Source organism: Bacillus sp. 105MF (assembly GCF_000374885.1).
Taxonomy (GTDB): domain Bacteria; phylum Bacillota; class Bacilli; order Bacillales; family Bacillaceae_G; genus Bacillus_A; species Bacillus_A pseudomycoides.
Window position 1 is genome coordinate 100925 of sequence record NZ_KB895575.1, and the last position, 25797, is coordinate 126721.

General features: G+C 33.8%; 23 protein-coding genes, 1 riboswitch and 1 other annotated feature (1 of these 25 running past the window's edge). Of the genes, 5 read left to right on the forward strand and 18 right to left on the reverse strand.

The genetic code is table 11. The features are described 5' to 3' along the window. Positions 1-274: 274 nt before the first annotated feature. From C564_RS0115950 to C564_RS0116030, 17 genes are all read right to left on the reverse strand, one after another. The gene (locus C564_RS0115950; RefSeq protein ID WP_018765996.1) at positions 275-1510 is read right to left on the reverse strand and encodes a cytochrome P450 family protein; all 1236 of its coding nucleotides are present in this window, start codon (positions 1508-1510) and stop codon (positions 275-277) included. A gap of 200 nt (positions 1511-1710) precedes the next feature. Then, positions 1711-2127 (reverse strand): hypothetical protein, encoded by a 417-nt coding sequence (locus tag C564_RS0115955; protein WP_003204498.1) that lies wholly within the window; start codon positions 2125-2127, stop codon positions 1711-1713. A gap of 231 nt (positions 2128-2358) precedes the next feature. Continuing rightward, positions 2359-3372: a DUF1835 domain-containing protein gene (locus C564_RS0115960; protein WP_003207236.1), complete on the reverse strand. Its 1014-nt coding sequence runs from the start codon at positions 3370-3372 to the stop codon at positions 2359-2361. A 73-nt stretch (positions 3373-3445) separates the two neighbouring features. Continuing rightward, on the reverse strand, positions 3446-3862 hold the full coding sequence (locus tag C564_RS0115965; protein WP_018765997.1) for a DUF3995 domain-containing protein: 417 nt from the start codon (positions 3860-3862) through the stop codon (positions 3446-3448). 360 nt (positions 3863-4222) lie between these two features. Next, positions 4223-4747 carry a DUF6933 domain-containing protein gene (locus C564_RS0115970; protein ID WP_003207234.1) on the reverse strand — a complete coding sequence of 175 codons (525 nt, stop codon included), beginning with the start codon at positions 4745-4747 and terminating at the stop codon, positions 4223-4225. Between the two features lie 265 nt (positions 4748-5012). Next, positions 5013-5780: a DUF3959 family protein gene (locus C564_RS0115975; RefSeq protein ID WP_018765998.1), complete on the reverse strand. Its 768-nt coding sequence runs from the start codon at positions 5778-5780 to the stop codon at positions 5013-5015. A gap of 386 nt (positions 5781-6166) precedes the next feature. Continuing rightward, positions 6167-7087, reverse strand: coding sequence for a macrolide 2'-phosphotransferase (locus C564_RS0115980; RefSeq protein ID WP_003204503.1), 921 nt, complete (start codon positions 7085-7087; stop codon positions 6167-6169). A gap of 106 nt (positions 7088-7193) precedes the next feature. Then, positions 7194-8726 carry an alpha/beta hydrolase gene (locus tag C564_RS0115985; RefSeq protein ID WP_003204504.1) on the reverse strand — a complete coding sequence of 511 codons (1533 nt, stop codon included), beginning with the start codon at positions 8724-8726 and terminating at the stop codon, positions 7194-7196. A gap of 328 nt (positions 8727-9054) precedes the next feature. Continuing rightward, positions 9055-9744 (reverse strand): thiaminase II, encoded by a 690-nt coding sequence (gene tenA, locus C564_RS0115990; RefSeq protein WP_018765999.1) that lies wholly within the window; start codon positions 9742-9744, stop codon positions 9055-9057. A 178-nt stretch (positions 9745-9922) separates the two neighbouring features. After that, positions 9923-10029: riboswitch (TPP riboswitch) on the reverse strand. 100 nt (positions 10030-10129) lie between these two features. Beyond that, a complete protein-coding gene (locus C564_RS0115995; protein WP_018766000.1) occupies positions 10130-10852 on the reverse strand; it encodes an MBL fold metallo-hydrolase in 723 nt (240 codons plus the stop codon). A 169-nt stretch (positions 10853-11021) separates the two neighbouring features. After that, positions 11022-12047 carry a homoserine dehydrogenase gene (locus tag C564_RS0116000; protein ID WP_018766001.1) on the reverse strand — a complete coding sequence of 342 codons (1026 nt, stop codon included), beginning with the start codon at positions 12045-12047 and terminating at the stop codon, positions 11022-11024. A 185-nt stretch (positions 12048-12232) separates the two neighbouring features. After that, on the reverse strand, positions 12233-13474 hold the full coding sequence (locus C564_RS0116005) for an esterase/lipase family protein (protein WP_018766002.1): 1242 nt from the start codon (positions 13472-13474) through the stop codon (positions 12233-12235). A 250-nt stretch (positions 13475-13724) separates the two neighbouring features. After that, the gene (locus C564_RS0116010) at positions 13725-14405 is read right to left on the reverse strand and encodes a lipoprotein BA_5634 family protein (RefSeq protein WP_018766003.1); all 681 of its coding nucleotides are present in this window, start codon (positions 14403-14405) and stop codon (positions 13725-13727) included. Positions 14406-14502: 97 nt separating this feature from the next. Continuing rightward, positions 14503-16434, reverse strand: a complete 1932-nt coding sequence (locus C564_RS0116015) for an ABC transporter permease (RefSeq protein WP_018766004.1) — start codon at positions 16432-16434, stop codon at positions 14503-14505. Next, complete coding sequence (locus tag C564_RS0116020) at positions 16409-17179, reverse strand: ABC transporter ATP-binding protein (RefSeq protein WP_018766005.1); 771 nt, start codon at positions 17177-17179, stop codon at positions 16409-16411. The genes C564_RS0116015 and C564_RS0116020 overlap by 26 nt, the downstream gene beginning before the upstream one ends. Before the next feature lie 142 nt (positions 17180-17321). Further along, positions 17322-18305, reverse strand: coding sequence for a sensor histidine kinase (locus C564_RS0116025; RefSeq protein ID WP_018766006.1), 984 nt, complete (start codon positions 18303-18305; stop codon positions 17322-17324). Next, positions 18302-19009, reverse strand: a complete 708-nt coding sequence (locus C564_RS0116030) for a response regulator transcription factor (RefSeq protein WP_003204521.1) — start codon at positions 19007-19009, stop codon at positions 18302-18304. Before C564_RS0116030 ends, C564_RS0116025 begins: the two co-directional genes overlap by 4 nt. Positions 19010-19218: 209 nt before the next feature. Here C564_RS0116030 and C564_RS0116035 point away from each other — a divergent pair, with 209 nt between their 5' ends. From C564_RS0116035 to C564_RS0116055, 5 genes are all read left to right on the forward strand, one after another. Further along, positions 19219-20361 carry a DUF418 domain-containing protein gene (locus C564_RS0116035; RefSeq protein WP_018766007.1) on the forward strand — a complete coding sequence of 381 codons (1143 nt, stop codon included), beginning with the start codon at positions 19219-19221 and terminating at the stop codon, positions 20359-20361. Positions 20362-20484: 123 nt separating this feature from the next. Beyond that, entirely contained in the window at positions 20485-21603 is a 1119-nt protein-coding gene (locus C564_RS0116040; RefSeq protein WP_018766008.1) for a sensor histidine kinase, read from the forward strand. Between the two features lie 34 nt (positions 21604-21637). Then, positions 21638-22243, forward strand: a complete 606-nt coding sequence (locus C564_RS0116045) for a response regulator transcription factor (protein WP_018766009.1) — start codon at positions 21638-21640, stop codon at positions 22241-22243. Between the two features lie 202 nt (positions 22244-22445). Further along, positions 22446-23084: a class I SAM-dependent methyltransferase gene (locus C564_RS0116050; protein WP_003204528.1), complete on the forward strand. Its 639-nt coding sequence runs from the start codon at positions 22446-22448 to the stop codon at positions 23082-23084. A 266-nt stretch (positions 23085-23350) separates the two neighbouring features. Then, positions 23351-23779 carry a cell wall hydrolase gene (locus C564_RS0116055; RefSeq protein ID WP_003204532.1) on the forward strand — a complete coding sequence of 143 codons (429 nt, stop codon included), beginning with the start codon at positions 23351-23353 and terminating at the stop codon, positions 23777-23779. Positions 23780-23931: 152 nt separating this feature from the next. Here the strand turns inward: C564_RS0116055 and lysS are convergent, their stop codons facing one another. Further along, on the reverse strand, positions 23932-25491 hold the full coding sequence (gene lysS, locus C564_RS0116060) for a lysine--tRNA ligase (RefSeq protein WP_018766010.1): 1560 nt from the start codon (positions 25489-25491) through the stop codon (positions 23932-23934). Positions 25492-25574: 83 nt separating this feature from the next. Then, positions 25575-25797, reverse strand: a binding site (T-box leader) (it continues 35 nt past the right edge of the window).

The window sequence follows — 25797 nt, forward strand, 5'->3', positions numbered from 1 at the left end:
TAAAGCCCCCTATTCTACATTCTGAATAGGAGGCAGCACCATCATCATATTATAAAAGTCAGTTTATTCGCAGTGCGAAAATACATCCCTTTTACATATAAAAATGTACATACTAATCCTATTCAGAAGAATATTTCGTTTTATAACGAAGATTTCTTAAAAAATAGAATTAGTTGATCATTGGGATGTCTTCACCCTTCCGTTTCGATTTTAAATGACACATACATACTCTATGTGAACGAAATACAATGTATGCACGTCTCAAATACCTATTCTAGAAAGTTAACGGCAATTCCTCTAAAGAACGCATTAAATAATTGCCTTGCCATTTAATTTTTTCGCGTTCCCCTTTTATTTGGATTATAGGTATACGTTTTAACAATGTGGCAATTGCAATTTTTGCTTCTAAACGAGCAAGCGGTGCTCCTAAACAAAAATGACTTCCATGTCCAAATGCAATGTGGCGGTTATTTTCCCTCGTAATATCAAAAACGTCCGGATTCACAAAGACATTCTCATCACGATTTGCCGACGCTAGGGAAATGATTACCATATCCCCTTTTTGAATCTCTTGATCATGAATCACAAAAGGTTCAGTTGCCCAACGTGCCGTCGTAATTTCAACGGGAGAATAATAACGTAATCCTTCTTCAATCGCTGAATCAATAAGTTGGGGCTTTTCTTTTAATAACTGCAGTTGATCTGGATTTTCTAACAATGCTAATACCGTATTGGTTATAAGATTCACAGTCGTTTCATGTCCTGCGACAATAAGCAACATAATCATTGAATAAAGTTCTGGTGCACTTAATTTACTTCCTTCGCTTTCCACCTGAATTAACCCACTAACTAAGTCTTCTTTCGGCTCTTTCCTTTTTACATCCACTAAATATTGAAGATATGTAATAAACTCGGATAGTTTTTCTTCATTTCCCTTTATTTCCTCTGGTGTTTCAGGGGAAGCAATTACCGCATGAGACCATATTCTAAATCTTTCTTGATCATCTTTTGGAACGCCAAGCATTTCACTAATTACATTGATTGGTAATGGAAAGGCGTAGTCATTAACAAGATTTAGGGAATGCTTATATTCTACACGGTCTAATAAAGTATCCGCGATATTCTGAATACGTTCATCTAATTGTGAAATCATTTTAGGAGTAAAAGCCTTTTGAACTAGTGCTCGTAAACGACTATGATCAGGTGGATCTGAATTTAACATATGTTTCGTTAAGTGGTCACTATTTTCAAGAGAAAGAAATGGTTTTAATCTTTCTTGAGAAAATACATTTTCTGGATTTTTCTTCAAGCGAGAATCTTTTAAAAGTGGTAATGCATCTTCATATCTTGTAATAAGCCATTCTGTCCACAGTTCACTCTTATATACGAACAAAATTGGTTGTGATGCGCGTGATTCTTTATAAATTTCATAAGCATCTTCTTTAAAACCTGTAGAGGCTAACTGAACACCATCTTCTATTTTGAGGCCAACTTTGTTTTTAAAAAACATTGCATTCCCTCACTCTCATCTATTTGTAAAAAGCACTTCAACATATGAATTATAACTCATGAATAGTGGGAAAATTGTAAATTTTTCGTTGCGATCTTACTTTATATATTGAAAAATAATTAATTTCAAAAAACAAACGATAAGAAGATATTTTCTTCTTATCGCCTATTAGTGTTTCTTTCCTACATTTTGTTTTATCACTAAGCAAAGCACATGAAATTACTAATTTGCTGGTATCGGTAACTTACTTTCCGGCGACGTCCGGCTTGCCAAGTATATCCTGATACTCCATTTCTTCTCACTTCAGTTGGGAAAAACCATAAATCTCTTCCGAATGGTCCTGGTCGATGCAATCGTAAATATCCCCATCTGCCTAAACAATTACACATCCATGATTTCATATTACTACTTTGTGCAGGAGTGGCGAATGTTGATGGTAAAGATGGTACTTGTGATGGCGGTGGTGACGTCGGAGCATCTTCCGCATCATCAGGTCTATATTCTTCAAGCTCCACATCTCTTAGTTCATCAGATGTTTCATAACCAGAAGTTTGTGGGTTATAATATGCTGTTTGATTATAATCTACATATGGAAAATACGTTGGTTGATTATACATTAAAAAACTCACCTCTTATGATTAATTACTTTATCCAATCATATGTTGTATTGCTCCTATGGGAAGCTTATTTATATAGCCCAAAATAGAAGTTGAGAGATTCTATATTGAAATAACTGTAAAACAATAGAGGTGTTCTCATTTCCTTTTCCGAACAAAAAAGCCCAATTTCTCAACTTTAATGCTGAGAAATTGGGCTTTTTAAAATGGACACTGTAAAACCGTACTTTCCTAACGGTTCCTCTTCTTCAACTTAACGCTATAATAGCGCATCGCTTTTAATGTACCTTCCATTTCAAATACACCTTGTTGGATTAATGTACGCAAGCGATATTCAAGAAAAACATCTCCAATTACTTGCTCAATATGCCCAAGAACTTCTCCTACTAACCTTGGTGCCTTACAGAAAGATCTTGTTGTTTCTAATCTTTCTGCACATTCAATAATGAAAGAATCGAAATAATCTTCTTGTACGGATTGAACTTGGTTTTCATTCCAAATTCGTAATAAATCCGTAGTTTCAGAGAGTAATTCCCATTCTTGTTCAAAAGTTTTTCGTGCTTCATTAGCCAGTGATGAAGCTTTTCCGTACTTTTCATAAATAACTGCTAGTTTCTCTGAAGATAACTCCCCTGTCCCGCGTATATCATATCCTTCTGGGAACCGTTCTCTATATGCTTTTGATGTGTTAATTACACGAATATTATCTCGATCTTGTAAATGTGCAAGGACAAAACAAAGGCCCACATGTTCATGCGCATTATCAGCTTTCCAAATTGTAATTGGTATATCTTGAGGAATAGACTGTAATTCTTTCATTGATTGTCTGAATGTTGATAAATATTCTTCTTCAAAATAAAGATCATAAGAGTTTAAACTTCTAGATAGCCATTGCTGACGACCTATTTGTCCAGTTTCTAACTCCAATTGATGAATGGGGCCAATAGAGAATGCATCTGAGAAAAGAATGACGTAGTCTTCCGTTAAATCAGATTGTTTCAGCATGTACTTAATACACCCAGCTGGCGAGTCGCCAAATGCAATATGTACATGTTTACTCTCTTTAATATGTAGCTTAGGTTTTTGTGATTCAATGAGTTGTTTTGGGATTTCTGTTAAAATGTCCATTCTATCTTCGCTTGGCTCTGTTTCCATTAAATCAAGTTGAATTAAGATGAAGCGGAGTAATGATTTTGCTTCATCTTCTGGCATATTATCGATTACTTTACTTAAATTATCTATCATGTATTTCCCTCTATTCGTTTCTAAAATAATGTAATTTATAGTGTAACATATAATGGGACGCATGCTATTCTTTTCATCTAATAATTGCTAGGAGAAATGAAAAAGATAAAAAAGCACATAGTGGAATAAACACCATGCTATCCATTTTAGCAAAATACGTATCTTTTTTTCTTTTAAAAATACCAAAGTAGTTGAACTCACCAATTACTCTTATCGCAAACACAAACATACAAATCCATGAACCGATTTCAACAATAATTCGAGGAATAAATAAAGGAATTATATTTGTCTCCCATAACAAAAGTAAGGCCGCCACGCTTAATAAGACTCCAATTAGTAATGTCATCCCAATACCAGGCGTAAACACCTTATCTCCAGACTCAGTTGGAATCGCTGCCTTTATTCCCCATCTTCCTCCGAATGCCCAGTAAACGTGTAATAGGCTAATACAAATTAAGAAACATGCTGATACTATGATGATAATAAGCAATGTTATAAACACCTCCGTCAATGTATCTCTTTTTAAATTAAGAATATTCAATAAGATTATACTTAGCAATCTATTTCTAAATTGTTCAGAATATCGTCATTAAGTTGATCCTTTTCATTTTCAATGTTCTAATACCGTACAATAAATATAGCTATGCTAAATTCACGTGAAAGAAACAAAGTGAAAAAAACATAGAGAAAAGCGATTTTCCGCTCAAAGCTGAACGAAAAATCACTTTTTTAATTCTTCGACATACGTTTTATGAATGTAAAAACGTAAAAGAAGGTTTATCGTAATACATTATTAATACTTCTGTAAATTTATATAGCACCTTTGAATATGCTACGGATTATTTAAATATTAATCCGTTGGAAATTGTTGCATAAGTACATCTCTCATCATTTCAACTGGGTATTTTGGTAGTTTCAGCATAATCGTACGATTTAAACAATGATTTAATTCCGCCATATTGATGAAATCACTCTTTTTCACTACCAATTCATTATAGAAATAATCATTTATCATAAAAACAGATTCATTCATTTGTGAAATAATACTACGATTATTTGTTGCTGCATATTGAATAGTCGGATCTTGATTTAAGTATTGCTCAATCACTTCTGGTTCTATTCCATCTAATAACAGATTTGTTACTAAATCTTTTTTGAATAACATTTCTAAATTACGTAAATCCTTTTTCGTTACTCCATAGATCATGAAATGATATCTTGTAATGTTATTCATAACGATTACACATTTCTTACGATTAATTGTAAATAAATTCGCATGCCAACAATTTAAAGTGTTGCTATCACTTAGATCTATTTTCTCTGTTTTTATTTCCATCGCATCTGCTAGTTTTTTTGTACATTGGATAAGTTGCATATTTATTTAATTCCTTTCACTGGGTTGAATTTCCTAAATGAAGATGCTATATTTGATTTTTTCATTAGAGAGAGCTTAAAACACAAATACTGAATGATAAGAGAGAAAGCATTTATATCACAAATCTTAACTTCTTTGTGGTAATTATAACACGGCATTAAATTTAAGAAATCTAGTAATGTAACCAAAAAGTAAAAACCCGCAATACCCCATCGAATTGTATACAGGGGCATTGCGGGTTCAAATATTTGTATAAAAACATCCTCTATGCATTATAACGATTTCTTCTTCGTTCCATTCTTGTTTGACCTTGCGTTGTTTCTATTTCATGATGTTGCTGCTCTGTTTGCGTTGTATGGTACATTGGTACTCTTTCTTCACGATTTGGTTCATACGTACGTGTTTCTTTTGGATTAGAAGATTTTCTACTGAACTTTGGCATCTTCACCTTCAATCTTGGTAAACTCGGAATGCGAATTTTAAAATTCGGTTTAATTCGTTTCTTTTTTTGTTTGAATAGATTTGTTTTTTCTTGTTTTTCATTGATACTACCACGCTTTAGCATGTTGGCAAGCAACCCACCAAATATAAATCCGACTACTAGTAAGAGTAGATACAGTCGTTCTGAAGTCAATAAGTTTATAATACGTCCAAGAACAGCTAATGATTGAGATTGTTTCATATCCCATAATAAACCACCCCATAATGCCAATAGTCCTAAAGTAATTGCATAGGTACGAAATCGGAGTATAAGTGGAATCACGGCAACACATGCAGCGATTTTTGCGTTTGCTAGTAAAGAACCAGTTGTTACGTATTGATTCCAAATCGCCAGCAAGAAAGTGATAAATATAGTGTAAGCGAGCCAACTACATATTCGTGAATACATTCGTTTTGCATAATAGCTTCCAAAACTCGTGAAAAACAATAGTCCTCCTAAATAAAATGACAATTCAAGAGGAATTTTTTTCATAATACCTGCAATGGGGAACAGGAAGCTGAGTACCATTAAAAGCACATCAAGTTTCTTCAAAACTCTCATCCCTTTCAGTTTTCTATCTTTCTTCTATATAACAAAGCAAATTTTTTGTTTTTTAGCGTATTCCTCACTTCCACCAAATTATAGTGTATATGCATGCAAATAATAACATTCCTAAAAAACATCTTAATCCTACTTGTACCAAAAAGTAAACAAAAAAACAAAACTATAATTGACAATAGAGATCTAGATTTGTATAAAGAAATGACAAATCCCGCTATTTGTAAATTAGCGGGATTATCAAATTATCCTATTGTATATTTAACGGACTTTCGCATCTTCAAACGTGTGATGGACAAGAGCTCAACAACTTGGATATACCTTTTTATATGATTATATCCCCCCCCTCACAACGCAGCCGCTTTACACAATAGAATTTATTATTTCTCATTCACTCCCAAAGCCCCACGCGCCATCTCCATATGTGCCTCTTCCTTTGTCTGTAGTGCAAACAATCCAATCATGACCGGATAAGCAGCGCCAAGTTCGATAATATGTTCAAGCATTCTCGGCCAAACTTTTCCTCCTGCTTTTTCATATTCGTTTAATAATACTTTCAAATTGTCCTCTCCAAAGATTGTGAGATACAGAGTAAAGTCAGTAGCGGGATCTGTCACTTTCGCTTCTGTCCAATCTAGCAGGCCTGTTACTTTGGTATTTTCATCAACTAAAATATGCGGTGGATGTAGATCACCATGAACAAATGCAGAGTACTTTGGCCAATACGATTCATCCGCAAGCCATTTTTGCCAACGCTCCCATAGTTCGGCTGAAACACCAAGTTGTGATTTTATTTGATGCATTCTATCTACTAACAATCGCTTTGCTTCAGCAGGTTGAAGAACTTCAAGTCCATGTTTAGTAGCCTCAACATGATTAATTGAATGCAACGCAACAAGTGATTCGGCTAACGATCGAATAAACGTCATAGAAGGGGGATTATTTTGAATGTGCCACACATAATTTTGTATTTCTAAATCAATAACAGCAGCAGGATTTCCCTTTACTAATGGATAAGCAATTAATTCTGATGTGTTGATTTTCCAATTTGGTACTGCAACAGGTACATATTTTTGAACAAGCTCAAGTATTTTCCCTTCTAATGCCCCTCTTTCAATGACATCAGGTCTTCTCGGTTTCCGAAGAACCCATGAAGCGCCCTTCTCATCAGTAGCAAATACAACTTGAAAGTCCATTCCTGATTCATTTAATTCAGCGCTTTCTTTATTCAATGGTAAACCATTTTTTTCAGCGATTTTTAAAATTTCTTCTATACTGTTCTGTTCATTTGCATTTGTCATCTTTAAACACCCCTTTAAAATTCTTCATATAAGCACAAAAAACACAGGCTAATTCCCCATGTTTTTTGTAAACGGAATGCGCTCTCACAAATATACTGTACTATTTTCATTTGGCTCTTCCTTGCACCCAAGTAGCAATGTCATTTATAACATACTCAGGGATATTGGCAGGACTATTATATTCATCCGGTTTACTTAATTCCCCATCACCTTCTGTAAAGAAGTGATTTAACTTTGGATATAGTCGATAATCTACGTTATCTCGCTCTTTTAATTGTTCTTTCCAAAGAGGAATTTCGATTTTTGATTGAACTTGATAGTCTCTTTCTCCCTGAATAATAAGAAGAGGTGTCTTTTGTTCTTTGGACATTTCCGCTGCCTTAATTTTACGAATAGAATCCCAAAATACAGGTGATCCTAAATAAAAATCTTTTGGAGGATTCTGACTAGAGAAGTTAGGATCATTTAATAATTTAAATTGCTCTTTGTAAAATTTATATTCTTCAGGTTTCATTCTTCCAATAGAAAAAAGATAATCAAATTGATCTAAAACAACATCTTGGATTGTACGAGCTGGTCCTCCCATTACAATCGCCCCAGCAATATTTTGATTTTGGTCTTTTTCGATCATTTGCGGAACCATCATTCCACCTTGACTATGACCAAGAATATAAATTTGATTCTTGTCTATCATAGGTTCATTTTGAAGAAAACGAGTGGCAAGAAGTGCATCGTCCGTTGTCTCTTTATCAACTGTATAAAAAGGACTAAATTGCGTCTTCAATCCATGTTCATAGGTTCGTTTGTTATAGCGAAGGACAGCAATTCCTTTTGAAGCAAGACCTTCAGCTAAATCGCGAAATGGTTTTAAAGCAAATGCAGTTTCATCTTGATCGCTTGCTCCAGATCCTTGAACAAGGATAACCACTGGGAAAGGACCATTTCCCTTTGGAACAGACAATGTTCCTGGTAATGGAAACGCGCCACTTCCGACTACTACTTCTTTTTCAACAAATGATTCAGGCTTACTATATGATGGACGTTCTGCGACAGGACTAAACGACATGCTAAATTGAAAATCATCTATTTTTCCAGATGGATCTAATTTAATTAGTAAAGGCACAGTAAATTGTTCAAAAACTAATCCAATCTCTACATTTGTATGAACGGAATTTGTCTCTTTTTGTTTTACCTCTCCAATTCCAATAAAAGAACCTGCTTGTAATTGTACTGGGAGTCCCTTCCAATAACTCTCCAGCCATTTTTCAGATATTATCTTCTGTAAAGATCGAGAAGTTAAATCAAATGCAGATTTATAATTTTCAGCATGCATATCACGAATAAATGTAAGAGTAGTAGATATAACAGGATTTTCATCATCAACATTGTCTATTTCTTTTATATTTGTGTTTGTTTCCTTTAATGTCGAAATAAATTGGTGGTTGAACGGATTATTATATGTATTGGCATAAAAACTTGTTTTCAATACATCCATATTCCTCCCCTCATACAAACTTGAAGGACTCGCGAAATTTTTAGGTGAAATTACTTCCTCCGCATATGAAACAGAAGGAATACTTATCACACAAATTGCACTAACGAGTAAAAACTTATTTCCTATTCGTTTTCTTGTTTTCATATTTATTGATCCCTTTCCAAAATTAAATTTTTTTAATAGAACACCCCAATTATTGTAAGTGGAATAAAAAGTGTCAAAAAGATTAATAATCTTCTTTGCGATTACCCTCTAACAAGTTAAAAAGGAATTATAAACAAAATTCAATAAAAACCATCTTCTCCCTCTTTTTTATTGTGTAATTTTTTTATAATATGTAATCAATTAATCACTAAAATTAATTTTCCTAAAACATAGAATATAGATATTATTATTTTGTAAAAAAAAATGACTAAACTAAGTTAGTCATTTTTTATACTCTCGCATGCTTGATGAGAGACATATCTTTTCATTATAAACTTACATCTTCTACTTGTTCTTCCACTGGCCACTTTTCTAATGTGTAAGCCATCTCCCAAAATGAATACTCATATTGACTGCTAATTACAAAATGCTGTTTCATTCGCTTACGATCAGCTTCTGTTACTGTTTCAGCAATGGCATCTAATCTAGCGATTTGCTCTTCTACTAAAGTACGGAACCAATCAGAGCCATATGCGGAAATCCATTCTTGGTAAATTGGTTCTTCAGGTTGACATTTCTTGAGTCGCTCACCAATTTCATAATAAAGCCAATAGCAAGGCAAAATTACTGCGATAACATCCCCAATATGCCCATCATATGCAGCGCGATACATATGTGATGTATACGCATAAGCCGTCGGTGCAGGAATGAACGATTCTTTTTCTTCTTTCGTAATTCCTAGTTTTTTAGCGAAATTCTCATGCAGTGATAATTCCGCTTGATATGTATTTTGTACATGGTGCGCCATACGGGCTGTCGTTTCTAATTCAATAGCTTTTGCTGCTCCTAACGATTGGATTCTTGCAAAATGACTTAAATAATATGAATCTTGCAAAACGTAATAGCGGAAACTAGCTAAATCTAATGTGCCGTCTCCTAGTTTTGTTACAAATGGATGATTAAAACTTGCTTCCCAAATTGGATTAACTTCTTTACGTACTAACTGTGAAAATGACATGAAAGACCCTCCAATAAACATTTTAATAATAAAAATGAAACAGATTTCTTAACGAATCGCTCGTTAACGACTAGACTACAGAGATTTACTTCAAATAGGTGCACAAAAATAAAAAAGCTTTCTTTACACACACGTAAAGAAAGCGGACTGGACATCATCAATATTTTAAAAATATCATCTTCTGTCACTTCCACTTCCCTACGCTGGTATTACCCAGATCAGGTCCTAAGAGTTTCAAAAATATTCTTTGATCTCAGCCTATAAAAGGCCCCCCTAGTGGATAGATATTAACTATTTAGTTTGATATTTATCATAACATAATTCATATAGCTGTCAAATATTATTTGATAGTTCAAACTTCATAAAATATAATTTTTACAAAATACTATTTATCCATTCCTACTAACTGTTCAATTTGCTCTTTAACATTTGAATCACAAACACCACCGTGATAACAAATTATCCTCTCAATATCAAACTCTAAAAATCTTCTAAGTGATTCTGTAGCTGTTTCCATATCTGGTGTCGTATGTGGAACTGGCCCTTTTAGTTTTCCTTCAACACATACCATCGCGTCACCTGCAATTAATGTCTTATACTTTTCACTATATAAACTAATATGCCCCGGAGTATGTCCTGGTGTATGAATCACTTCAATGCCTCCGAGAAATGGAAGTCTTTGTCCATCTTCTAAGGTTTGATTTACTTTTGCTGTTGGAGGGTTTTTATATAAATCTTGCACAACATCTGGAAGTTCCGCCCATTTTTCTTCACTCATTTTATTTGGATCTCCTTTAATAAGCGGTAACTGTCCTTCAATATAAGGTTTGTCTAATCCATGGGCGTACACTTCAATAGAATAATCTGCCTTCTGCTGTATTTCAGGAAGACTTCCAATATGGTCTATATCTTGATGAGTTAAAATAACTGCTTGTAATTGTTCAAAAGGCACACCAATACCAATCATTGCATCGCAAATCCCTTCTAATTGACCTGGCATACCAGTATCGACTAATAGAGCTTCTTTTTCATCCCAAAGTAATGTTGGATTTAATTCAAATCCTTGAATTTTCAATTTCAAAACCGCTAGACCGTTTTCTATTTTCATACTACACGTCCCCCTCGATACATAAATTAGTGAAGTTATTTCTCTTACTAAAATGTATCACCCTAAGGGTTTACTGTCAAATGTTAAAATTTTAATTATAACATAAAGATATTTATTTGTCAAGTTAATTATTATCTTTTTCATTTTAATTGAAGACTATATTTTTTCATCATACATCTTTTCGATACAAATTAATTAAATCTTTCAAAGCCGCTGCCGCTGCTCCTCTTGGGCTTGAAGCCCCTCCGGTTGAAGTAACTTTCCCCATCGTATCAGTATGAAAAATGATTCCTTTTTCTGTTCCATTGACATGAGCCAATGGATGCCCTTTCTCTATTTCACGTGGGCATACTTCAAGTTTAAGATTTCCTGAATGATCTTTATATGCTGTTGCAATTAGTTTTAGAGATTTACCTTGTTCTTTTGCTTTCTCTATATCTTGTTTTGTAACATCCTCTATACCTTTTATAGATATACAATTCAATGAACATTCTGCTTGCAGCAAACTATTTGCCAATAATAAAAGTTTACATGCACTATCCATTCCACTTACATCTAATGAGGGGTTTGTTTCAGCTATCCCTTTGTGCTGCGCTTGATGCAATGCTTCCTGGAATGTAACATCTTCTTCATACATTTTTGTAAGAATATAATTTGTTGTTCCATTTAAAATACCTTCTATATTTTCAATTTGACATCCTGCTAAACTGAATTGTCCAATATCTAATGTAGGGAGTGCAGCAGCAGTTGCGCCGCTATAACAGATACGTACGTTTGCGAGTTTTGCTTTTTCTTTTATTTCTTTCCATGCGTTAACAAGTGCTCCTTTCGAAATAGCTACTACATCCATATGGTTTTCAATCGCTGTTTCAATGTATGTTCTTCCTGGTTCACCAGTTTGAAGATTAGTTGGTGTCGATTCAATTAATACAGTACCAAAAGGAAACTTTTCACTTTTATCAAGTGGATAGTGTTTGGTATACTTCTCTAATACATGAGAACCAGTACCATAAGTTAATAATTCTTTAATATGTAAACCTTTGTCATTATAAAGATTGACTGTACTCCCAATAATTCCAGTAAAAACAAGTTCGATGCCGTACATCTCTTTTATATATGAAGCTTTCTCAAATACCAATCTTACAAACTCTTTTCCAACAGTTCCATATCCAGATATCACCACGTTAACTCTCATATCATCACCTCGGACTATCATGCTATTTTAATGTTAACTCCATTATACTTCGAAAGTACAATACAATTCACGAAGTAAAAACTCCCTCAGAATAATCTGAGAGAGTTTTTATATTTCGATATAAATAGGAATTCAGTCCCCCGCTATTCGTGGACAGTAAGACCCCCAATGATTACAGTTTTACTTTATTTTGGTAAATTGGATAACTTTTCAGCGATTGTTCGGTAAAAAGCATTAATATCAGAAAACCCTAATGAGTCCGAAACACTTAGTCCAACCATATCAAGGTGATCCCAGTTTTGTTTTGTCTCAATATGGTTCCATTTTCCAAGCTCTGGTGTGTCATTATTATTTATAATCGTATCAGTTGATGGTCCCACCATTGAACTTGTATTCACTACACCATCATTTTGCCACCAAGATGAATCGATGAATGGACGATTCTGTTCGTATCTTGCATATGCCCCTAAGAAAATTGCATTTCCCATTAGTGTCTTATTCATTGTAATGTGCGGAAAATGGATTCCCGTTATAGGTGCGGCTTGTGTTGCATGTCCGCTGTAAGAGAAATAATATACATCTGGTTGCGCTTTTACCCAGTCATTTAATTCCTTCGCTCCATCTGTACTTAAATCCCATTGACTTATATCTTTCGTATCCTTCAAAATGGAACTATTTAAGACACGGTTTGAATATTGATAAAATGACTCCCCAGCTTTCTTTTTAATTCCCCATTGATCCAATTTAAAGTCGTATAGTGATAGATTGTTATTTTCTCCGATTCCAACAGTTGCGACGAGTAATTGCTTTACAGCTGGTAGAAGTAAACTTCCATCTGCAAGGGTTGTCCCGTTGTGAGGTGTTGCCAATGTCGTTACACTATGAACATATGATTTTCCGCCCTGGAACAACGGAGACACCTTCACATCTACATGCTGTTTTGCATAATCCCTCTCTTCTTGATTTCCTTCTTTTAATATTTGAACAAGTGTACGTATCGTTTGACCACCCATACTATGTCCTACTAAATGAACCTTATTTGTCTCACTCCAATTTCGGACAAACCCTGTATATGTTCTCCCATATCGATCATGTCCATGCTTCTCAGCATGAGCCGCTCCATAATCTACTGTTCCCCCATTAATTTCAGCATATAACTCACAAGCACGATCCCAGTTGCTTGATAACGGTCCAACAGCAGCGGTATGTACACTGTATCCATCTCTCTTTAAATTCTCTTGAATATCATGTACACCCCCCCAATACTTTACGCCCAATAATTCATCTCTTCCCCACCCTGTAAAGCCATGTACCAAAATAATAGGATTGTTATTTTTCTTTCCTTCTTCCGCATGTGTTGGTACTGGAATAATTACACTCGAAGCGATAAAACATAAAATTAAAAATCCCAAAAGTAATCTTTTCATTTTACATCCCCTTTTCTTATTCTATACCTCCCTAATAAAGCGTTTTCATTTCGCTCCTTTCTCTATGTAATAGAAAAAAAGATCCACAAAGATATACCAACGCAATTAGCAATGGCTATATAGTGTGGATCTCCAATTCTCTATCACAATTATTAACTTAAAGATACTGTAAACTATCTTATCTGAATTGTCTATTAATTACGAAATATTACATAGTTGATAAAGTTTTGTTGACAATTTCCTTTTCTTTTTAACCCTCATCCTCAAAAGTAACAAATTTGACCGATATTAATTTATGAAAATCTTTGACTTGTCTTTTCATCTTTAAATATTTATTCACTAATGTATTGTCTGTTGACATTTTAGGCTTTTCGTAACCTAATGATTTTTTTAAGTGAATAAGTTGTAATTTTGTTTTATTCGCTTGTATTTCTTTATATACGTCATTTCTTGCAACGATAAGATACCATTGAGATTTGTAGTCACGAGAGTTTCCAATCCAAGCATTACTTTCATATTGAACTGGTATTGTTTTGTCATTTAAGTCTATACTTTCTATATGTTCTTGATCTTCATGTGTAAATACTAACGAACGGCCTTTGGGAATGGTTGGTAATTTTTTTATTGAAATATAATCTAAGCTGTTATTTACATCATTAGTCCGAAAAATTTTATCTTTAATCATAGCTTGAGCTGTAGATTCATCTATAATCAGTACTTTATTTTCACCCATGCTGCCTGTTTTTACTTCAAATACCTCTTTTTCTTTTATATTTTCTTTGTAACGTGTAAAAATTGGTAATGTATATTGTTCGTCTCCAATCATTATTATTCCGTTTGCAGGTTGTGTATTCTCCTTAGATTTAGAACAAGCACTTAGGCTTATTATGGCTAGGACAATTAACATAAAAATCGATACCGTTTTTTTCATTACGACTCCTTTCGTTATACGAATTAGTTATCAGGTATACGCTCTAAGGTGAGACTTTATTTCTCTATAATATAATCAAGCCCTATTCATAGTACTTTTATTGATCCATTGTCTTATAAAGTTTTTGGAGGTAACGCCAACGAGTTATAAAGAAATACAAAATTTGTATACATACAAATGATATTAAGATAACGATTGAACTGTTTAAAATAGAAAAATCCACTAATTGTTGTAATGCGGTATATGCAACTGCAGTATGAATTACCGCAACGATAATTGGTAAAAAGAACATGATTAACAGCTGCCTTGTTACGATCCTTTTTAACTCGCGTCTACTTAATCCCATTTTCGAGATCATTTTATATTGTTGCTGATCTCGATTTAAATCTGTATATAAACGGAAATAAATAAAGCTCGCTGCAAATGTAAAGAAGACAATTCCCACCAAAACACTTGCCATAAGTAGTAATCCGTTTGTCTGTTTTGCTTGTAACCACTGCAATGCTAGAGCTGCAAAATAAAAATGGCGCTCTCCACTCTCTCTGTCCAGTATGCTAGTTAATTGTTGTGAAATTTCTTTTGTTTTCATCCAATTATCTGCAACAAATCCATAAATACGTTCTTTGGACTGCGGGATATCCTCACGATCAATGAAAGGAACTTTATCATACACTTGGTCTTGTACTGCAATTAAAGTACTTCCTACTTCATGTGGTAAAACTAAATGTTTCACAGCCTTTTTCACATGAAATGTTTGCATCCAATCTCCATGAATTACTTCAATTTCTTTTTTAAATTCCCTATTTTCAAATTCTTGTTTTTGTGCCACCCATCCTGGGACTAGCAAAATTTCATCTTCTCTATCAAGCGTCTCCTCTTGATAGCCTAGAGCCTTCGCAAGATTATTATATTCACTTAATTTCATAACAGAAACATTACTTTCCGTATATTTAGTAGAAGCAGATGCAAATTGATAAGAGATATTGGCATCTTCAAGATGCTTCTTAATTGTTGAAAGGTGTTCATTTACCATTTTATTTCCTTCAAAACTCATATACGTAAATGTATAAGGATTTGTCATTCTTGCTAGTTCTTGATTCCCAAGTGCAGCGGTAGTTCCAATTGCAGTGAACGCCACTGCTGAAATGATAGATACAATAAAAAACATCATTGCATTATCTTTCATACGGTAAATTAATTCTGAAAATGTTAATATATTTGTTCTTTTCAAAAATATAGATTCTCTCTTTTTCGCTATACGCAATAAAAAAACACTACATTGTGTGTATAAAAAATATGTTCCAATGATTACAAGTAATACACCTAATACTAATAGAACTGGATTTTTACTAATGATAAAACGAAATACTGTACTATATCCCCCACCTATACTAAGTATAGATAAAAATGATAATAAAAGAGAGGCCTTTGGTTCAGGCTTTGGTTTTTCTTCTGTTTGAATCAGTTCCACAAGTTCAGTCACTTTTATCATCTTAAAAGTAACAAGTGATACAATTAAAAATAAAAGCAGGAATGTAATAATCGTTAATACAATCGCTTGAATTGGAATATAAAACGGCAATCCATTGTTAATCATTAAAATACTTGCGCTAATGAGTAACACTAATTTAGAAAAGATAAGACCAATGATAATACCTATAAAAATCGAAGAAATACCAATTAACATATTTTCAATTAATACTAACTTTTTTAACTGCCTAATAGACATTCCTTGTATCATTAAAATACCAAACTCTTTTTTACGTGTTTTTAAAAATGAGCTTACTGAATATAAGATAAAGAAAAATGAAAAAACAAAAATCAAGCCTTGTGAGATCCTAAACCCGATTGTTCCGAGTTCACTTATCGTTTCACTTGTCGATTTTAACTCCCCTGTTAAATTAGGATGAAATAATAAAAGCGCGTATGTAAAAAAAATCATAATAGAAAATGTACTGCTTAAAAAATGAGCGGCATATGTCCGTTTATTACGAAAAACATTATTAAACGCGAATTGACGAAAAGTCATGCCTTTTCCCTCCTAACAACGAGAGAACATCCATAATCTTTTGGTAAAAAGCTTGCCTACTTTCACCGCAGTAAATTTCATTATACAATTCACCGTCTTTAATGAAGATAACGCGACTACAGTAACTTGCTGCATATGGATCATGAGTAACAAGCATCATGGTTGCACGTACTTTCTTATTCAGTTCTTCTAACATATCCATCACATCATTCGAAGACTTAGAATCTAAGTTTCCCGTAGGTTCATCCGCTAATAACAATTGTGGCTTATGAATGATTGCACGAGCAATTGCGGTTCGCTGTGCTTGACCACCTGAAATTTCATATGTTCTTTTATGCAAAATATCGAGAATGCCTAACTTTTCTGCAACTTCTTCCACCCGCTTATTCATTTCCTTTACAGCCACTCCATCTAACGTCATCGGCAACACAATGTTTTCTTTTACAGTAAGCGTACTGAGAAGATTAAAAGATTGAAAAACAAATCCTAACTGTTGTCGACGAAATAACGCTAATTCTTCAGATGACAATTGAAAAGGGTTCGTACCATTTATTAAAATGTTTCCTGATGTTGGTGAATCAATCGTGGATACCATATTTAACAATGTAGTTTTCCCACTACCAGACGGTCCCATAATCCCAACAAATTCACCCTCTTGAATAGATAAATCAATATCAGCAAGAGCTTTATAAGGAACTTTACCCTTATATACCTTACTAATCCCTTTCGCCTGCAATATTTCCATACTTTATTCTCCCTTCATTTATACTAACTAATTTGAAGTGTAAAGGAGTTATCTTACATCTCATATTGATTCGTCTTTCATTTATCTTACAACTTTGTAAGATTTCTAAAAAAGCTGATGAAATAGAATTTTTCATCAGCTTTTATAAAGTATAAAAAATAATCCGTACAGTCGTACCTTTTTTTACTTCAGAATAGATTTCTACTTTGTGACCTAAATGTTTTGCAATTTCATGTACAAGATATAGTCCCATCCCTGTAGATTCTTTAAAATCTCTACCATTCTCTCCTGTGAAGAAAGGTTGAAATACTCGTGGTATATCTTGCTTCGGTATGCCTACTCCAAAATCACTCACTTCTAAGATGACCCGCTTGTCTACATTATATGCTTTCAGTATAATTTTTTCTCTACTACCCGTTGAATATTTAATTGCATTAGAGAGAATCTGACCAACTAAGAATTGAAGCCACTTCGCATCACTCTCTACAATGATGTCTTTTTCAATTTTTACTTCGGGATATACAAAATTACGGATAAAAAAACGCTTATGTTCATGTATTGCTTCGTTTACTAACTTATACAATTGGACTCTTTCTACGTAGAAATCTTGTATGAAAGTTTCCAGACGTGCCACATATAAAGCCATTTCTAATCCTTTTTTTAATTTATCCGCTTCTTCATTGATACTTTCAAATCGAGGATCAACTTCATCTTGTGTAAGTAATTCAATAACAGATAAAGGTGTTTTCATTTGATGAATCCATTGATTCATAAAAGTTAAATGCTCCTCATTTTTACGTTCCTGCACTTGTAACTGATTCTGATAATGACGGTATTGTACTTCTAATAACTCATGTAATGCAGTAGACAAGACTGCAAAATCTGATTTTTGCACGGATTCATCTAAAGATCGCAGCGGATTTGCTAACCTTTCATAAAAAGACTTATGGGTAAAATAGCGATATAGTAAATATGCAATCAAAAAACATAATCCTAAAAACATTGCATAAAGTGCAGTTGTCATATGACGATAGCCATCAAACCAATAAACAAGAAAAATAGCAATGAATTGAAAAATTGTAAAGCATAGCAGCGGAATATGCTCACGTATAAATAGTTTTATCATTTTTCTCCACCGATTTCCCATGTTATATGTAATCGATAACCGACACTACGAATGGTTTCAATTGCACCTTGAATACCTAATGCTTGCAACTTTTTCCTAACACGTGTTGTATTCACACTTAGTGTATTATCATCAACATATGATTCACTATCCCAAAGTTTGTTCAATAGCACTTCTCTACTTACAACGCGCGGATAATTTTTCATTAACATTTCTAACAAAATCGCTTCATTTCTTGTTACATCAATTTCTTGATTACGTAATTGTAATACTAAACGCTCTGGAAACAAAGTAAGCCCTTGTTGTTCAATCATTCGTTCTTCTATTTTGGGTGCATAGTCTCCATATGCACGCCTTAGTTGACTACGAATTTTCGCCATTACAACTTCATAATGAAACGGCTTTGGAATATAATCATCCCCACCATTTTCTAATGCCATCACTTGATCCATTGTTCCTTCACGAGCTGAAATAAATAAAATAGGACACGTAGAAATAGCGCGAATTTGCCTGCACCAATAATATCCATCGAAACTTGGTAAATTAATATCTAGTAGCACTAAGTCTGGTTTCTCTTGTAAAAACATATCTAATACACGTTGAAAATCAACAATAACAATTGCTTGATACCCGTATTTCTCGATATAAGAAGATAATAATTCCGCGATTTTAGGATCATCTTCCACAATCATAATTTTAACCATGTTTTCATTCCTTTCTTATACTCTCTACGTAAGCATATACTACCATATTTTTTCTTACTTATTTTTAAAAACTCATTGCATGACTATTTAAACACTGCATTTCTTCGCCTATATGACAGGTGTCATTTGTTTTAACTGACACCTATGCATACAAAATATTCCTTTTTAAGGATACAATAATGACAAAATCATAAGAAAAGAGGAAAATAATGAGAAATAACAACAAAAGAATTCGTTTGCTTGATATATTAAGGGGCTATGCTGTGTTAGGAACACTTGGTACAAACATTTGGATTTTTGCATATTTAGGTGATATTTCTTATATCTTTACGTTCGATCATGCAATTTGGTGGATGTCAGTTAATGATTTTATTCGGCTGTTCGTTTTATTTTTAGTAAACGGAAAACTTCTCGGTTTATTAACAATTATGTTTGGTGTAGGACTTGAACTTAAATATCAACAATCTTTACGCAAAGGAAATACATGGCCTGGCGTTTACCTATGGACTTCTTTTATACTTTTATTAGAAGGTTTCATTCATTTCACCTTGGTTATGGAATATGATATTTTAATGAGCTATGGAATAACCGCAATTATTGTTGCTTTCATTATTAAACGTGGTGACAAATGGATTAATCGAGCTATGAAAATGATAGGTATCTTTCACGGAGCTGCTATGCTTGTCATTCTTGCTATATTTATGTATTTAAAATTCATAGGAGGTAACATTTCACTAGGTAACGCTAATGAAATTGTAGCTCTTTATAGTGATGGAACTTGGTTTGAACAAATCCATTATCGACTAACAAACTTTATCGCGAATCGACTGGAAGTAATTTTTGTTATTCCAATGAATATTTTCCTTTTCCTATTAGGGATACGTCTTATGCGTGCTGGTGCCTTCTCCCCTGATGAAAACGGGAAAAGGATTCGTACAAAAATGCTAGAAATCGGCATTATGATTGGTGTCCCTCTCAATCTGTTAATCTTTATTCCGGGCGGTATCTTTGATTTACCAGCTCGTTATTTATTTGCACCTTTCCTTTCTATTTTGTATATTGCATTGATTGCTAAAATGATAGAAAGATTTGAACACTCTTGGTTATGGCGGCGCCTTGAAAATGTAGGGAAAATGTCTCTTAGCTGCTATGTTCTTCAAAATATTCTTTCTTCCATTCTCTTTTACGGTTGGGGCTTCGACCTTGGCGGAAAAGTGAACTCATTATCGATTGTCTTTATTTGGATTTGCATCTGCTTCTTTGAAATTTACTTCGCAACATTTTGGCTAGCTAGATTTAAATTTGGTCCAATGGAGGCCGCACGCAGATACACAGCTGGTTTAATTAAGTAAAAATGATTCTTAGTGGGATTTCATCATTTCCACTAAGAATCGCTCCTTTTAAAATTCAGTGTACTTTACCCTGAAATAGGACTTATTACAAGTCCTTATTCCCTCTTTATAGGAGGATAGTAAATGTTTAAAAAAATTTATCCACACGATCAAATCGAAAAGTACTTATACTTAGATATTATTTTTATTGTCCTTTTAATTTACAATGTAATTCAAGCAGAAACGATTATTAACTTATTCTTAAAAATTGTTCTTTTACTGCTCGTTTTGTTATTTTTTTACTTCGAATTGTGGTATAGAGATTGGCGCCTTCTCCTCTCCAGTTTATGTAGCTGCATATTATTTGCACTACTTGCAATATTCATCGAATCATGGCTACTTTTTTATGGTTTTGTCATCGGGAATTTATTAGGAAGAGCCCAATCTAAATTGTATATCGGCATCGGTACAGTAGGCATCGCAATGATGTTTTTTCTTGTTAGTTGGTATACCTTTGGTCACCCTTTTTACATATTAAAAACTTCTTTGCTTCTTGCCTTTATTCTTCAACTTGTACAACCATTTGTCATCCATATCCGGGAAAAAGCAAAATCTTTACAAAAGGAGCTAAGCGCCGCAAACTCTCAAATTGAAAGATATATTCAAGAAGAAGAAAGACACCGCATTGCAAGAGACCTTCATGATACACTCGGGCAAACATTAACAATGATTAAACTGAAAAGTGAACTGACAATACGATTGATAGAAAAGGATCCACCACAAGCAAAACAAGAATTAAATGATATTTTAGACACATCACGTTTCGCATTAAAACAAGTACGTGAACTAGTTACTGATATGAAATATATATCGATTGAAAGTGAATTAAATCACCTACGTGAGCTATTACATACAGCCGGTATCCAATTCACAATTAATGCAAACGGAAAAGCACCTTTGCTATCAAATGTTGCGGAAACAATGATTGCTCTCTCTATAAGAGAGGCCATTACAAATATTCTAAGGCATAGCCAAGCAAACCACTGTAAAATCGTTCAAGAAATGGATACAAAATGGTTTCAAATAAAAATAAACGATGATGGAATTGGCTTTCAACATGAGCCACTTGGATTCGGAGTTCAATCAATTCGGGAACGAATGAAGATGATACATGGCACAGTAGATATACATACATTAAGAAACAACGGCACAACGATTATTTTAAAGATACCTATTTCAACAAACTTAGTAGAAACAAATTAGCCTTGTAAAACGATACAAGAAAGGCGGCAGTAAAATGATTCGTATTGTAATTGCTGAGGATCAAAAAATGCTTCGCGGAGCCCTCGTTTCTCTATTAAAACTAGAAGATGACATTGAAGTGATTGCAGAAGTTTCAGATGGGATAGATGCTTGGAACATTATTACAAAACAACAACCCGATGTGTGTCTTCTCGATATCGAGATCCCCGACATCACTGGACTTGAAATCGCAGAAAAGTTAAGAACAATGGGACATTCCTGTAAAATAATGATAGTTACAACTTTTGCTCGTCCAGGATACTTGCAAAAAGCGATGGACGCAAAAGTAGACGCATATTTACTAAAGGACGAACCAATTGAATTTCTTATTGAAGTGATTCATAAAGTAATGAATGGTGAACGTGTAGTAAGTGCGGACCTAACTGCTACGCTGTTTTTAAAAGAAGATAATCCACTAACTGCCCGTGAAGTAGAGATACTCCGTATGGTTAAAAACGGGATGACAACGGGAGAAATTGGTAAAACATTGTATTTAACAAACGGAACTGTTAGAAATTATTTATCATCTTCCATTCAAAAGCTTGAAGCTGAATCAAGATTTCAAGCCATTCGTATCGCTGATGAAAAAGGATGGATATGATGTAAGATGCGGTATAGTAAAAGGGATGCTTCTTCTACACCTTTCCTCCCTTTTAAAATACAAGTTTGTTATAAGTTAATTTAAATATTTTTTTATATTCAAATTTCTTATATCAAAAAATGCAGTATTTTGGAAGTCTATTCTTTTCTTAAAGCAAGTACTATAATCAAATGAAAATTATAAGAAAGGAATGAGTTAACTAATGAAACAGCAAAAACAATATTGGAACGAGGTTGCACATGAAAAACAATTTACAACTCCCTTTCGATTTGATTTGTTTCAAACACATGTAAAACAAGAAGCGACTATCTTAGACTATGGATGTGGATATGGAAGAACATTGCGTGAGTTAAGAAAAACACAGTTTACCAATCTTTATGGAGTTGACTTCTCAGAAGAAATGATTAAAAGGGCAAAATTAGACGATATGGGGATTCATTTTAGTGTCATTGAAAATAGAAACCTAGCATTTCCTGATAATTATTTTGACTCTGTACTTTTATTCGCAGTACTAACTTGTATTCATAGTGACGAAGAACAAAGAGCCATTTTAGATGAAATTAAGAGAGTCTTAAAACCTAATGGAATAATTTATATTAATGACTTTCTATTAAATCAGGACAATCGTAATTTAAAGCGATACGATCAATTTTATCAAAAATATGATATATACGGTGTATTTGAATTACCTGACGGAGCCATTTTACGCCATCATAATGAAGAACAAGTAAAGTGCTGGATGAAGGATTTTAAACAGCTGGCATATGAGAAAGTGGAATATACAACAATGAATGGGAATCGATCCAACGGGGTAGTTTGTATAGGGAAATTAATAAAATAAAACCTTAGAACTTGGAGTATGCTATGGTGATTTATAATCAGACTAATAATAAAAACTTTACACTTGCATATCCCCTCCTTGTTAAGACAACATTCTTTACTAAAGTTAACACAGCGAAAGAAACAATGCTTTTCTTATTCAACACAGACAGAAAATAATCAAACACTTTTATAAGCCAACTATTCTTAAAACACATTTGTAAAAGCACCACACTCATTTTCCTACATAACCTTTACTATAATCACCTCTACAAGGGAGGAACTAATATGGCTCTTATTCCTTATAATGAAAGCGATGTCGATTTATTAGCACGCTTAATCCGTGCTGAGGCTGAAGGTGAAGGTAGACAAGGCGAACAGCTTGTCGGCTGCGTTGTAGTAAACCGCGTTTTTTGTGACTGCTTAGACTTTAAGCAATTACGTACCGTAAGTGATGCAGTATATCAAACTCCAGGTGGATTTGAAGCTGTACAATACGGATATTTTTATCAACGTGCTCGTGACTCAGAAAAAGAAATTGCAAGACGTGTGTTACAAGGTGAATGGCGCTGGCCAGCAAGATGGTCCCTTTGGTATTTCCGGCCGACTGGTGCTTGTCCACCGGAATGGTATAATCAACCCTTTGCAGGGCAATTTAAAAGCCATTGTTTTTATGAACCAATCGGGGATGAATGCCCGAAAATGTATACGCGATAATAACTTTATAAAATTCACCACATTCTATTAGTTACAACCTTAAGAATTCAAGGACGCGCATATACAAGTCCTTGAATTCTTAGTTATACTATTAATCACCTCAAACACAGCTTGATAATATAATTTGTGTTTGAGTTAGTATTCTACTCTACTTAGTTACAAAAATCCAATAAGGACACTATTTTCTCGGCACCTATTACAGATATAAGTAACGGTATCCGTGGACCACTTGGCTGATTGATAACAAGTCTATAAATGATTCTAAAAAGTAATTTTTGATTCTCTTTCATTATCTTTTTATTTTCATTATGACAAATTTCATATATCTGTTCCATTATCTTTGGACTATCCGCATTTGTAGGAACTATTTCACAAACTTCTAAAATCCACCTTTTCTGTACCTCTTCCAATGTTTCGTAAAACTCCCAATTCTTTTCTTTATTTACTTCAATCATTTTTTGCGGTTGTAAATTTCGAATCCAGTATTCCACACGATTACTTATTTTCATAATGTCAATCAAGCTATAATCTGCATCCACTTTCGCTAATATCTCTTGTAAAATATGAGTATCAAAGTTCACTAATGGCAAGACGCCTGCTACTTGATTAAATTTTGGTAAGCTGGCATTTTCATCACTAACGCCGGAAAGCCTAATTACATCACGGAACTCTTCATTATTTAACTTATTATTTTGATAACCTTCTTTATATCTTTCATACTCAGTATAATTCCGAATCACATCCTCATCCATACCAATATGAAATGCTGCATTTGGTTTATATTTTGAAAACATAAATAGAATGACTTCTGGCAAATACACATTTAATAATTCACTTGGAGTAATGATATTCCCAGCAGAACTTGACATTTTTTGATTATTACCTTTTATTCCAATGAAATCATAGGCAACATAATTCGGTGCCTCATAATTGAAAATTTTACTAGCTATCTCCTTTGAAACATTATAACTACCTGTTTCGGCTGAATGATCTCTCCCACCCGGTTCAAAAATCACATCTTCTATCATCCATCTCATCGGCCAATCAATTTTCCAATTTAATTTCATGTGACTCGTTTGCATTACTGATAGTACATTATGACTCCCACATTCACACTCATATCGGATTGTTTCCGATGTTTCATCAAAATTTGTTATTTTTGTTGAATCTTTCCCGCATTGCTCACAATATAGCGTAATTGGATAAAAAATCTCCCGCTCATCTTCAGATGGTTCACTCGTTTTGAATTTCATTAATACGTCGTAGATTTCTTTTCTTCTTTTTAATGCTTGAAGTATATGTTGATTATATCTCCCAGTTCTATATTCTTCATGTTGATAAATAAACTCCACATCAATACCAAAAGTTTCTAATGATTTTTCAAATTCTTTTTCAAAATGCTCTGCATACGATTTATGGCAACCATATGGATCTGGAATATCACAATATGGCATACCAATATATTTCTCAAATGATGAATCAACGTTTTTCGGAACCTTTCTAAATCGGTCGTAGTCATCCCATGAAAATATAAATCGTGTCTTTTTTCCTAAATCTTGAAGTGCTCTTACAACAAAATAGGTCGTTATTATTTCTCGAAAATTACCTATATGAACAGACCCCGAAGGACTAATTCCGGATGCACATACAAACGTCTCTTTATTTGGATGTTTTTGAATAAGTTCATGCGCGATTTGATATGCCCAGTGCATATAATTCACCTCTTATTAATTTTTTATTTACTCATCCACTTCCTTTTCAAAACAAAAAAACTCCCACCCCCAAGATTATCCATCTTGAGGACGAGAGTTGTTCACTTCGTGGTACCACCTCAGTTTATTAATATGTCACCATATTAATCTCTTCAGGTACGGCAATTATTTGCTTATACCCTATCTCTATAACGGGAGAACCCGTCGCATTATCCCTAAACAAGTTAGTTCTATGCACAGCTCCAAGTCTTTTTTCGTTAAGATTTTTACCCCTCCTTCTCAGCTACCGGAGTTCTCTGTATGCAA